12 protein-coding genes are annotated in these 12,655 nt (G+C 67.2%); all 12 read left to right on the top strand.

Going from position 1 to position 12,655, the window contains the following annotated elements; all coding sequences use genetic code 11:
• The first annotated feature begins 2 nt into the window (after nt 1-2).
• The 12 genes from AC067A_RS10540 (at nt 3) to AC067A_RS10485 (ending at nt 12,577) form a co-directional block, all read left to right on the top strand.
• Complete coding sequence (locus AC067A_RS10540; RefSeq protein WP_478617366.1) at nt 3-2,180, top strand: hypothetical protein; 2,178 nt, start codon at nt 3-5, stop codon at nt 2,178-2,180.
• Between the two features lie 85 nt (nt 2,181-2,265).
• Nucleotides 2,266-2,622, top strand: coding sequence for a hypothetical protein (locus tag AC067A_RS10535; RefSeq protein ID WP_471292741.1), 357 nt, complete (start codon nt 2,266-2,268; stop codon nt 2,620-2,622).
• 57 nt (nt 2,623-2,679) lie between these two features.
• Nucleotides 2,680-3,528, top strand: coding sequence for a peptidoglycan-binding protein (locus AC067A_RS10530; RefSeq protein ID WP_478617361.1), 849 nt, complete (start codon nt 2,680-2,682; stop codon nt 3,526-3,528).
• A 32-nt stretch (nt 3,529-3,560) separates the two neighbouring features.
• Nucleotides 3,561-3,815 (top strand): hypothetical protein, encoded by a 255-nt coding sequence (locus AC067A_RS10525; RefSeq protein WP_478617359.1) that lies wholly within the window; start codon nt 3,561-3,563, stop codon nt 3,813-3,815.
• 590 nt (nt 3,816-4,405) lie between these two features.
• On the top strand, nt 4,406-5,275 hold the full coding sequence (locus tag AC067A_RS10520) for a serine/threonine protein kinase (RefSeq protein ID WP_478617357.1): 870 nt from the start codon (nt 4,406-4,408) through the stop codon (nt 5,273-5,275).
• Between the two features lie 47 nt (nt 5,276-5,322).
• Nucleotides 5,323-5,898 (top strand): ABC-three component system middle component 2, encoded by a 576-nt coding sequence (locus AC067A_RS10515; RefSeq protein WP_478617354.1) that lies wholly within the window; start codon nt 5,323-5,325, stop codon nt 5,896-5,898.
• Complete coding sequence (locus AC067A_RS10510) at nt 5,895-7,919, top strand: DNA recombination protein RecN (protein ID WP_478617352.1); 2,025 nt, start codon at nt 5,895-5,897, stop codon at nt 7,917-7,919. The genes AC067A_RS10515 and AC067A_RS10510 overlap by 4 nt, the downstream gene beginning before the upstream one ends.
• A gap of 184 nt (nt 7,920-8,103) precedes the next feature.
• Nucleotides 8,104-8,688 carry a hypothetical protein gene (locus tag AC067A_RS10505; RefSeq protein WP_478617349.1) on the top strand — a complete coding sequence of 195 codons (585 nt, stop codon included), beginning with the start codon at nt 8,104-8,106 and terminating at the stop codon, nt 8,686-8,688.
• Between the two features lie 177 nt (nt 8,689-8,865).
• Complete coding sequence (locus AC067A_RS10500; RefSeq protein ID WP_478617346.1) at nt 8,866-9,228, top strand: hypothetical protein; 363 nt, start codon at nt 8,866-8,868, stop codon at nt 9,226-9,228.
• Between the two features lie 26 nt (nt 9,229-9,254).
• Nucleotides 9,255-10,346, top strand: coding sequence for an AAA family ATPase (locus tag AC067A_RS10495; RefSeq protein WP_478617343.1), 1,092 nt, complete (start codon nt 9,255-9,257; stop codon nt 10,344-10,346).
• Nucleotides 10,347-10,378: 32 nt separating this feature from the next.
• Nucleotides 10,379-11,509 carry a PD-(D/E)XK nuclease family protein gene (locus AC067A_RS10490; RefSeq protein ID WP_478617340.1) on the top strand — a complete coding sequence of 377 codons (1,131 nt, stop codon included), beginning with the start codon at nt 10,379-10,381 and terminating at the stop codon, nt 11,507-11,509.
• An 87-nt stretch (nt 11,510-11,596) separates the two neighbouring features.
• Nucleotides 11,597-12,577, top strand: a complete 981-nt coding sequence (locus tag AC067A_RS10485) for a helix-turn-helix domain-containing protein (RefSeq protein ID WP_478617337.1) — start codon at nt 11,597-11,599, stop codon at nt 12,575-12,577.
• Nucleotides 12,578-12,655: the final 78 nt, after the last annotated feature.

Below are 12,655 nucleotides of genomic sequence, written 5' to 3'. Positions count from 1 at the left end.
ACATGAGCAACCCCATAGCCGCCCTCGCCGCTCGCCTCGCCGGCGTGGAGCGGAGACTCGACAGCACGAGCCGGACGGCGCAGCTCGCCTACTCCTCCATCGAGGATGGAGCGATCAGCGTCTTCGACGGGGACGGGTCGCTGCGCGCGATCATCGGCCAGCAGCCAGACGGCACGACCGGCCTGACCGTCATCAACGGGCCGCCGCCTCCGCAGCCGGTCGCGCCAACGCTGGTGCCCTCGATCGGGGGCGTCACTGTGGGCTGGGACGGCCGGTTCCTCGACGGAGGCGCCACACCATTGGACTGGGCCCGGCTGGAGATTCACACAGCAGAAGTACCCTTCACGCCGAACCCGTCGACCCTGCGCGCGACCATCGAGTCCCCACAGGGCGGCACCTTCACCGTTCAGGCCGAGACGCCCCAGTACGTCTGCCTCGTAGCGCGCAACACCTCCGGCACCGCGTCCCCGCCCTCCCCGATGGCGGGGCCTCTGGGCCGAATGCCGGTCGTCTCCGAAGCGGTACTCGACGGCATCGTGGGCGAGCTGGCGCTCGCGGACGCCGCAGTCAGCCGCGCCAAGATCGCGGTCGGGGCCGTCGACGCCGATCGCCTCGCCATCGGAACCAGCAACCTGCTGCCAGACGGAGGATTCGAGGGCGCGTACTCGGAGAAGCTGATCGCCGACCGTCCCGACTGGCAGCTGACGGGACCGGGCAATAACTCGGCCCGATGCCTGACGGTGATCGCCAGCGCCGACCTGCCGACCACCCGCGGTCAGCAGCTCGCAGTCCTGCCCGCCTCCCCGGGCGACCGGTTCTTCCTCGCGGTGGACTACCGGACCAGCGCGGACTGGTCGGGCCTTGCCGCGCGCCTCTCCCTGCGCTGGTGCGACCCGAGCGGCGCCACGATCGGGGTGGATGCCGTCGAGCGGCCGACGGCAGCCGGCACCGCATGGACACGGATGACCGGGCAGGCCCAGGCACCGGCCAACACGGTACGCGCCGAGGTGTGGGCCGAAGCCGTCCAGGCCAGCCAGGGGAGCCTGTCCTTCGACAACGGCGAAGTCCGCACGGTCGTCACTGCCGGCATGGTCCTGGCGGGATCCATCGGAACCACTGAGCTGGCCGCCGACTCCATCACCGGCGAGAAGATCGTCGCCCAGAGCATCACCGGCCGAGAGGTGAAGTTCCGGACCCTCACCGGCGAACACATGGACGTCAACAGTGTCCGGGTCACCCTCCTAACGGCCGGCGTTATCACGGCCGACATGATCAAGGCCGATGCACTCAACGGCAAGACGGTCACGGGCATCAAGGTCATCGGCGCGGAGATCAACGGCGCCACCCTGCGCACTGCCGACTCGGGCAGCCGTGTGGAGATCACGTCTGTGCCTGCCAGCGATACGACGCCGGCGTCCGGTCGGGTCCAGCTGCCGTCGGGTTCGGCGGCCGAGATCGAGCCAGCGGCCGTGTACTCGGTGTACGACGCCAGCAGCAACAGGTCCACGTTGCGGCTGCAGTCGGCCGTGCTGCGCGCGCCGGGCGCGACGGACGGCGCCATGAAGGCGATGGCTTCCGAGCCGACTTGGCCGAGCTCTGCGATCACCATGTGGTCGGAGCCTGACACGTCATACCTGGAGTTGGTGGCCACCAAGGCGATCATCGAGGCGGGGTCTGTCGCGATCGGTGACACCGTCCGATCTCACCTCGTCATCGAGGGCAATGACATCAAGGCTGAGAATCTGAGTGGTGCCGCGCCGGTCTACATCGGCGGCATGCTCGCGGTCGACTCTGACGGATGGATCAGCAGGTACAACGAGGTCTGGCGAGAGCCCACGATTGGATCGGGATGGGTTCAGTACGGGGGAACCTGGGACCGGGCCGCCTACAAGGTCTTCCCCGACAAGACCGTAGGGCTGCGCGGGGTGCTCAAGCGGATATCCAAGGACGCTGTCGGACCGAGCGAGATCGTCGCGATTCTTCCGCCTGCTGCCCGGCCGAAGGTCAGCTACACGCAGCAGTTCCAGGTCCTCGTTTCGTCCGGGGCGGCGGCCTTCTTGAACCTCAACCCGACTACGGGGGTCCTCAGCTTGACGAATGTCACCGCTGCTGCGGTCACGGCGCTGACGACCGGGACGGCGCACGTGAACCTGAGCAGCATCCGCTACCCGCTGGACTGATGCAGGCCGAAGCGAGCCGGAGTTTTTCGGGTTCCCCTTTATGATCGGGGTGTGGCGCGGGGCCACCGATCGCAAGGAGTTCGCGGTGAGCATCCCGCCGGGTGCGGAGCCCACGTTGTGGGAGCTGCACCGTGCCGTCGTCCAGCTGCGGGAAGACCAGCGCGACGACCTCGCACAGCTCCGCGACGATCTGCGCGGCGACATCGCCGCCCTGGCGAACCGGCTCAACGAGGTGGTCACCGTGGACGTCTACCGAGCCGACCAGCGCAACCTCGTTCAACGGATCGACTCCCTCGAACGAGAGCTTGAGGACGTGAAGCGGGAGCGTAGCCAGGACCGGGAGCAGGCGACCACGAACCGGCGCCTCGTCGTATCTGCGTTCATTGCCCCGGTGCTGCTGACCGTGCTGCAGCTGGTACTCGCCGCCCGCGGTAGCCCGTAGGACAAACGACACCACCTACAACTCATTCTGGCGCGGGGGAGAAGCAGGACGCGCCACATGCCCGACCTCTGGCTGCCCGGTGCCGAGCGGCACCCGCTCGGCGACACGGCACCGACCGACACCCAGTACGCCCCCCGCGTGATCTGGCACATCACCTGGGACAAGAACGCCAGCTCAGCCCGCCCGGCCGACCTGGTCCCGTTCGACCGGCTCGTGGCGTACTTCACCGGCGCCGGACGCAGCTCGGCCCCCCACCTGCTCTGGGACCCCTTCACGGGCCGAATCGCCCAGTTCTACCCGGCCAACAGCCGGTCGAAGTCGGTTGTGGACCTCGCTGGCGGCACGCGGACGAACCGCACCGGGAAGGTCTGCCTCCAGGTCGAGACGCTCTTCTTCCCGCACTGCCGCGTCAACGGGAAGTCGTACGCGACCGTCCGGAACACCCCGGCCAAGGGGCTGGACAAGATTCTGGCCTGGGCCCGTAGTTGGGGTGTTCCCGACGGCTGGCCGATGGGCTCTCCCTCGTGGTCCGCGAACCGCAACGAGGACGTCTGGGAGACCCGCGGCGGACACTACGGGCACAGCCAGACGCCTGAGAACACGCACACGGACCCGGGCCCGATGCCGAAGTGGCCCGCGGGCGGATCGCCGGCCCCCAAGCCGGGTCCGCCCCGCTTTCCCGGGCGGGGTGCCTTCGGCCCCGGCAAGTCGAACGGCTCGATCCTCCTGCTGGGGCAGCAGCTCGTCCGCCGGGGCTTCGGCAAGCACTACCGCGTCGGTCCGAGCCGCGACTGGGGCGAGGCGGACCGGCTGAATGTCGCCTCCTTCCAGCGCGCCCAGGGGTGGAGCGGTACGGACGCCGACGGGCTGCCGGGCCCCGAGACGTGGCGTCGGCTCTTCGCCTGACCTCATCAACACGATCAAGGAGACAGCTTCCCGTGGACCTGTACGTGTCCCTCCTGCGCACGGGCGTTCCGGCCATCGCCGGCGCGATCGTCGCCTTCGCCCTGCGCTACGGCCTCGACCTCAACGCGTCCGCGCTCACCGAGGTTCTCACGCCCCTCGCGGCCTTCCTCTACTACGGTGCCATCCGCCTGGCCGAGACCCACCTGTCGCCAAGCTTCGGATGGCTGCTGGGGTACGCCCGTCCCCCGCAGTACGAGACCGCCCCGGTGCCTCTGCCGCGAGCCTGATCTGCGGGCTCTGACACCTCGGTGCTCCTGCAAGGAAGAAGGCCCCCGTCTTACGACGGGGGCCTTCGACCTCTTGGAGATACCCACTCTACTGCTCCTGTAGGCGGGCCCAAGTCTCCTGTCCTCTGACATCCAATCGAGTTGCTTGAATCGAACCCAGTCGTGAGGGTGAGCGCCTTGGCGATTTTTTGGCCCTATCTGCTGGGGCAGGCGGACTGGTACCGCGCGTCGAACTGTCGGGCAAGCAGGGCGTAGACGGGCGTCCCTGTCGACTGGCGGGGGTGATGATCTCGCCCAATGGGGCGAGTGGGTTGCCGCTGCCTCAGCACGCCAGCCCCGATCCATCGTGCCACTGCCGAACGCCAACATCTTGATCGAGTGATCTCGTAACACGTACGCTGACGACCGTTACTGTGGGTGGCGCAGGGTGGACAGCTCGCTGAACGCGGTTCGCTCGGGCTGCCTGCGGGATGCGGGGGTGTGCTTTGGACAACTCCATGCCGGTGGCAGCTGGTGTTCCGCCCATTCATTTCGGAGTGCACGAACTGCGGACCGGAAGCGCGGACGGGGCGCGGGCAGACTTCGAGCAGATGCTCGCGCAGCTCGCCAGTGCGACCAATCCGAACGTCCGGATGATCGCTGCGAATCCGGGCGACTGGGGGATCGACGCTTTCGCCGGTGACCTCGGCGGTGCCATCACTGTGTGGCAGTCCAAGTACTTCATGCCGAAGACCACGATCAGCCAGTCGCAGCAGATTCGCAAATCACTCGCGAACGCGCTGAAAGCCGCAGCTGCCAACGGTCACACCATCACGCTGTGGATCCTGTGCATCCCCTCGAGCATGGACGGTCCGACAGCCGACTGGTGGGACGGCTGGAAGAAGCGGCAGGAGCGGGCGCACAGCCTCGTCATCGAGCTGTGGGACGAGACCAAACTCCTGCAGAAGCTGCAGAGCCCCGAAGGTGACCAGGTACGCCGCGCCTATTACGAACCGTTCACGGCACCCGCCGCTCCCGCCGAGGAGCAGATGCGCCTCGTGCTGGATATGGAGGAGGAGAAGGCGGCGGCGCTCGACTCAGCCCTGTTCGTGCGCCAGATGACCGAGGCTGGTCACATCGAACTGGACTCGGCGAAGCGGCAGTTCTTCAACGCTGACCTGGTGGCACGCGAAGTCGCACACAAGGGTGTGCCGGCTGAGGTTGCCGCACTGAGCTCCGCTGACGCCACCCTTCACGGGGTGTGGGAGATGCAGTTCAACGAGTGCTCGGCAGAGGGCACCCTCACAGCCCTGCACGGCCGGGTATGGCGCGAGGTGCGCGGAGAGCACGACAAACTGCCCAAGGTGCTGCGTCTGGAGGTGACGCACAGCTGGGGTCTAGTCCACAGGCTGGTTGACAACCGTCGGGCAGGGTGGGTCACGCACTGGCGACAGATCGCGAGTGGTCACGCCGGCGACTGAGATCTCACGACCGTCCGTACCGCTCGACCACTGATGAGGAGCATGCCGTGCAAGCAGACCGGCCGGTTGTGATGCCCGAGGACGAAGTACCTTTCCGCCTCGCACAACTGCTGCTGCTCCTCGACGCCGTCGCCGCACAAGACGCGAACGGGGCGACCCTGGAACGTCTCGGATATTACGACTTTCTCTCCGCGAACCCCTTCCTCGTAGTTCCCTCTGAGGGCAGGGACGCCAGCCTCCTACGGCTGGCCGGATTCGACCCGCAGGTCCTCGCCTACGCGTCCTCCTCACAGCGATTCACGAGCCGGCGAGAACGGATCCAGCACGACCTGTCGCTCCTGGTGGCCTATGGGTGTTGCCGGGTCCGAAATCGCAATGGTTCCTTCACCTACTCAATCACCGAGGCCGGTCAGGAGCTCGGCGGGCAGTTCACTGCCACCTACGCCACCTCCTTTGCTACCGCCGCCGACATCGTCGTCCGCCAGCTCCGCAAACTCAGCGACAAAAGGCTTCGCGAGCAGACCGCACGGTGGCTCAGGCCGGACGGACCCGACGGCCCCACGGCTGCCCTCATGAGCGTCCTGGGGCCAGGCCCGTTGCTGGAAACATCCTGGGAGGGATGATCACCATGGAGCCGCTTCCCGGCATCCGGATCCGCCATCTGCGCCTGGTCGGCATGGAGCGGTCCTACGATGTCGATTTCACCGCCGAACAACGGGTACGGAACCTCTCCGTCATCGCCGGGGCGTTCAGCTCAGGCAAGACGGCGGTTCTGGAGTTCATCGCCTACGGGCTCGGAGCAAAACGGCACCCCCGTCACCAGGAGGTGCTGCGAAGAGTCCGTTCATGCCTCCTGGAGGTCGAGCTCTCCGGCGAGCCACACGTGATTGAGCGTTCGGTCGGAGAGCCCTCGAAGGTCGCCTTCGTACGCCGCGGAACGCTCGACAGCAGGCCCACATCCAGGGCCGAGAGCAGGCCCATCGACCCGCCCGGGGCACAGGAAAGCCTGTCCTCCCTCCTCCTGAGCCACTGCAAGCTTGAAGGTGTCCAGCTGCGCGAAGCGCCCACCAAGAGTGAATCCCGCACTGACCCGCTCAGCTTCCGCGACTTGATGTGGCTTGCCTTCCTGCCCAACGAACGCGTCGCGGACAAGAACTTCCTCTTCGAGAACGACTACATGCGCAAGCACAAATTGCGGCAGGTCGTCGACGTAACCTTCGGTGTCCACGACGACCGCGCCGTCGAACTCGGCCAGCGCATCCAGGAACTCGGTGGCCGGCTCAACCGGGCCAAAGCCGAACTCGCAGCAGCCCGCACCTTCGTCGTGGAACAGGCTCCGACCGCGCTGGACGGTGAACCCACACCTGCGGTCCACGAACAGGAGCTAGTTGACATCACAGGCCAGCTCACAGAGTTGGACCGCCGGGCGCGGGCGGGAACGGAATTCGCGGCCCAGCTGCGCCAACGGCACAAGAAGGCGGCCCAGACTTCGCAACGGGCGGCAGCGGTCCTGCGAGACTGCGAAACGCAGATCCAACGCCTAATGCCTCTCCGGGCACAGTACGCCGACGATCTCCTCAAGCTCGGCATGCTCGGCGAAGCACAGCAGATCTTTGACCCCCTGAGCGTCACCACCTGTCCCGCCTGCCTGAACCGGCTGTCGGCTCCCCCCGCCGCCGACAACGGACGCTGCAGCCTTTGTCGCCATGAACTGGCAGGAGCAGAGGGGACGTTGGTCCTAGGCGCTGCCGACACCGGTAGCCAGGCCGGGGACAACCGGGTGGACGTCGCCGCCGAGACTCGGTCCACCAAGGCCCGCCTCAAGGAGATCACCACCTACATCGATGAGCTCGGCGCCTCGCTTGCCGCACTCAAACTTCGGGCGGAAGAGGCGGCCATCCGGGAAGAGGAAGCCGCCGCCGCGCTGGACGCCGCGACGTCGCCTTCCGTCTCGCCGTTCCTGGCCGCTCGCGACGACCTCCACCGAAGGCGCGAACAGGTCCTGCGCCAACTCGAACAGGCCGAGAGCGCGGTCAAACTCCGCGAAGGACTTGCCAAACGGGCCGACGCCGTGGAACGCCACGAAGCTCAGATTGCCCGTCTCCGCGAGGAACTCGCACGGCTCGGAGACGCCTCCCACGACCGCGATCGGATCATCGCGAAGATCAGCAGCCGGTACGGCGAGCTCCTGCGAGCTTGGCGCTATCCCAAGGTCAGTACGCCCTTCATCAAGACCGACCTCACCCCCTTCGTGCGCGGCGAGCCGTACCAGGAAGCCTCGTCCGGCGCCCGGACCCTACTGACCCTGGCCTGGCAGTTGGCGGTCTTCGAAATCGCTGTCGAAGCGGGAGCCGCGCACCCGGGGTTCCTCATGATCGACAGCCCCCAGAAGAACCTCGGCCACGGTGGCACCCTCGATGCCGTGATCGCGGACGCCGTCGCCATCGACGACTTCTACCAACACCTCTCCCTCTGGCTCGCGGAACGCGGTAGCCGAGCACAGCTCATCATCGCCGACAACAGTCCGCCACCGCTGGTGGAAGGCAGCGTGGTGGTGCGCTACAGCCGCAATGAGGACCGTCCGCCGTACGGGCTGATCGAGGACGAAACCAATGCAGACGAGGAGGCAGAAGCCGACGCGTGAGACGCCCTCGCTGCGGCAGGCCGCTGCGGCGTACTGTCTTCCGTTTTCGTCGAACATCGACGTCCCACTGCGGTGGGTGCCTGCGAGAGTCGTGCAAAAGTGCTTCACGGGTCGTGAACAAAGCCACTCCGCGCTCACTGGTTACAATCTATATGCATACGCTGGTGGAGCGGGAGGCGGCGAAGTGGTAGAGGGACAGGGGCTGGCGGCGAGGAAGCCGTATCTGGTCGGCGGGGCGGAGTTCGCCGAGCTGTACGAGGTGAAGCGTCTCCAGGTCAGTCAGTGGATCAGCCGGGACCACACGCTCGACTACCGGTACGCCAAGATCATCAGCGGCTCCCCGTACTGGCTGCTCCAGTTCGCCAAGGGGTTCGGCGAGACGACGCCGCGCCCGCGGCACCTCAACGACGCCGTGCTCGCGAGGTTGATCGCCTCGCAGGATCCCGGCTACTGGGCGAGCGAGGTGAGCCAGCTTCCCCCGTTGGTGGGTCAGGCCGAGCTGACCGCCTTGTTCGGAGTGTCGCGCCCGCTCCTCCGGGACGCGTTGGACTCCGGCCGGCTGCGCCCTGCCGACTACACGCTCTCCGGCTCCCCGATCTGGCTGCTGGAGCCGGTGATCGCAGAGGCGCCCGCCCTCAAGGCCGGTGCGCGCACGGCGGATTGGTCCATGGATGAGGCTGTCCTGGAGGCCCTGCGCACTGGGGTGTACGACGGGCCTGGATCCAAGATCGTCCCCCGCGGAAGGGCGGCCAGTAAGCCCGCCAACTAGCCTGCATCTGGGGCGATTTGATTTGATTCAACCTCTAATTGCATATAGAATGGAAGCGTGCCTATAGGGGTGCGCTTCCATTTGCTGAGAGGGTTACGTGTGTAGCTCCAGAGGGCCGCCGCCGTCTTCGTTGATCGACATTTCGTCCGCCCAAAGATAGATTCCAACACTTCAGGAATGCTGGTCTATCCCAGAGGGGGAGTCTTGCCGGTCGAGCAGCCGACGTTGTTCGGCATCCAACCCGTTCGCCGTCCCTCCGACACCGGGTCGATTCAAGAGCGGTTCGAGGCGTTCCACGCCTTCAACCCCTGGGTCGCCAAGGCGCTGGAGCGGCTTACTGCCGACTGCGTGGATAAGGGGTTCGGCCGTATCGGCATCGGGATGCTCTTCGAGCTCCTGCGCTACCAGTACGGCGCGGCCACCCACGGCGACGAGTTCGCGCTGAACAACTCCTTCAGGAGCCGGTACGTCCGGCTCCTCCTGGACGCCCACCCGGAGTGGGCCCCGCTTTTCGAGGTCCGCGCCCTGCGTGCGGACTGAACTACACGACCTCTTGGAGACAGATCGTGACCGCACCAATGGGCGCCACCAAGGCGCCCGGCATCAAGATCAAGACCCGGAAGCCGACCGGGATCGTCCCATGGCCGCTTCTCCTCATCGAGGGCGAAGAAGGCGCCGGCAAGACCTACTCGGCGGCCCAGTTCTCCAGCAGTGACCGTATCGGCCAGATGTACTGGATCGACCTCGACGAGGGCAGCGCCGACGAGTACGCGGCCATCGAAGGGGCGGACTACCTGATCATCGAGCACGACGGGACTTACCGCGACATCCTCGAGCAGGTAGAGGCCGTCCATGCCGAAGCCCGCCGCGCGGCAGCGGCCGGGGAGCCGCCGGTGGTCCTCGTCATCGACTCGGGCTCCGCCCTGTGGCGGATGCTGACGAATTGGACCTACGAGCGCGGTCGGCGGACCACTAAGAACCGGAAGCTCCTCCAGGACGACCCAGACGCCGCATACGACATCGGCCGCAATCTGTGGAATGACGCCCTCGAACGGTGGAACAGGGTGGTCTACCTGCTGCGTACCCTGCCCGGCATCGCCATCGTCCTTGCGCGCGGCAAGGAAGTCAGCGCGACCGACGACAACGGCCAGCCGGTCCGGAACAAGACCGAGTGGAAGGTCGCAGCGCAGAAGGACCTCGGCTTCGACGCCACCTGCTGGATCCGTATGAAGCGCGACGCCGACCCGCAGGTGATCAAGGTCCGCTCCCTGCGAGTCCAGGTTCAGCGCGGAAAGCCCGTCACCTTGCAGGACTTCAGCATCGAGGACCTGGTCTTCAACCGGCTCGGCTGCTCCGTCGAGTCTCAGCCCCGGGTCATGCCCGCCCTGGCCGGCGATCTCGTACAGCCCTGGCTGAACCGCATCGAGGAGCTGACGGACAAGGACTCTCTCCAAGCCCTGTGGCGGGCCGTCCCGGAGCAGGCCAACCGGCTCGGCCGCGAGGAGATCCTCACCATCCGAGCCGCCGCTGAGCGGCGGGCCGCCGAGCTGGACAACCCCCGCTCCGGCATGGGTGAAGGCCCCTTGTCTGATGCCGAAAAGCTCCGCGCCGCCGCCCGCCGGAAGGCAGCCGAGCAAGACGCGGACGCCGAGCAGTGACCCCCCTCGACCTGCACCTTGGAGATCCCCTCATGTCCGTAGCAACTCTTCCTGGGACCGCCGCGCCCTCCATATGGGACGCGGCCCACGATGTCGACGCTCGCCGTCCTCGCTCCCTCCAGACCCAGCTGGGAGCGTCCGACACCGTGTGCGGACGCCGGGCCGCCTACATCCTGCACGGTGTCGCCCCGACCGACGAGTCCGAGAAGCGCGCCGCGATCCTCGGTACCTACATCCACCACGGCCTCCTGGAGTCGGCCCGCACCGAGTACGGGTGGCTCGTCGAGCGCAGCATCCAGGACAGCCGCATCCGGGGGCACATCGACGTCGTGCAGCTCGACGAGGCGACCGCCGCGCGGCTGCCCGCCCGCCATCGCCCCGCGGTCGCGGCCGACGTCCTGACCGTGGAAGACGTCAAGACAAAGTCCACCTACCTATGGGACAGGGTCCGCCGCTACGGAGCCACGGCCGCCGAGCTGCGCCAGGTCTTTCTGTACGCCGGCGCGCTCGCCGAGGTGGGCTTCGAGGACGTTCCCGGCCAGCGGTATCTCGCCCGGCTTGGGCCGCTGGAGATCGGCCGCATCCGCTTCCGCTTCATCAACCGTGACTCCGGCGCCGAGCACGTTCAGGAGATCGACTTCGACCTCCAGCGGGCGGCGGAGGCCGCATGGTGGGTCGAGCGCGTACGCGAGACCACTGACCCGGAGCAGATGCCGCGCGACTTCAACGGGCCGGGGCTGGACCTCATCTGCGACTACTGCCCCTTCCAGTCCCTTTGCTGGCCCGAGGTCGAGCCGGGCGCGCCGGCGCAGACGGCGCTCATCCACAACGACGCCGACCGCGAGCAGGCCCTGATCGACTACGTGAAGGGGCACGAGCTCGTGACGGAGGGGAACCGGATCAAGGCGCTCGCCCGCAAGAAGCTCGACCGGTCACCGGAAGGGATATACGGGCCCAACCGGCTTTCCTGGGGCGGCAACAACGACGCTGAGGAAGACGACCTGGAGGCCATGGTCGACCTGCATGAGACCGCGGACCTGCCGGTACCGATGGTCCCGGACGCCAACCGGATGATCAGGAACCTCACTGCGGCCGGGCTGCCTGTGCCCAGGCGGAAGTCGGGGCGGAAGACGCCCCGCGTCATCAGCGTTGGGCCCGCCTGACGTACGAGCAACGCCTCTTGAGCCCCGCCTGGCACCGACCGGGCGGGGCAACCCGTCCTCCCGCCGCCGTACGAGGAAAGCCGTGCCGTGTCCATCCAGCTGATGATCGCTGCTTCCTACCTGCCACCCGAAGTCGTCACCCAAGGCCAGAAGCTCGCCCTGATGAAAATCGCGGACTCCGCCGACGACGAGACGCGCCTTGCGCGCCCCGGCCTGACGCGCCTCGCGGCGTGGGTCGGGGTGACCGACAAGCGGGCCATCACCATCGTGACCGAGCTGATCGCCAAGGGCCTGGTCGAGCGCGTGGAGACGGGGAAGGTGGGGCGCGCTGCGGTCTACCGGGTTTTCCCGCTCGGCGTGCCCCCCACGCCGACCACGCCAGAGCTCAAGGCCGCCGCTGAGGCGCGCAAGGCGGCCCCCAAGAACGCGCGCATGGCGCGCCCGGGGGTGTCGCGGCCCGCGCCCGCCAAGCCGGCCATGACCTATCAGGACGTCGAGAAGCGGGAGGCCGAGCGTCGTCAGAGGAAGGCATCTGCCCCTGTGGAGCCAGGGTTCCACGGGGGGAACCCTGGTGAGGAGGCAGGGTTCCACGAGGGGAACCCTGCTGCTCGCGAGGGCAGGGTTCCATCGGTGGAACCCGATGAGTTCCACGGGGGGAACCCACTGGGTTCCACAGAGGGAACCCCTCCCTTTCCTGGTCCTTCCTCTGTCCTTCCTTTCCCCCCTCCCCCCACAGCTGACGCCGTAGGGGAGCCTGCTCCGCCTGCTGCTGACACACCCGAACGGGATCCCGAGGGGCCCCAGCAGGGCTGCGAGAGGCACAGGGGGCGCCCTGCTGCCTCTTGCCGTGGCTGTGGCACCAACCCGCGCGCAGGGCGGGTACGGGAGCGGGAGAAGGTCAAGCAGGAGGAGCGGCAGGCGAACGGACGCTTCTGGGAGGAGTGGAAGGACGGGGCCGCCAGTCGACTCGAACGGACCGAGCAGCAGGTGGAGAACGAGGCCCGGGCGCGCGAGGAGGCTCGTGCTGCTGCACGCAGGTTCAAGGAGCTTAGGCGCCAGAAGCGGTAGCCGAAAAATCCGGCAGAAATATGGACATCCCAGCCAATGCATATAGAATAGAAGCAAGAGGAGGGGGAGCCCCTCCGA

The sequence above is a fragment of the Streptomyces sp. NPDC043176 genome (genome assembly GCF_056436715.1).
This window is presented reverse-complemented; position numbering and strand designations above follow the sequence as displayed.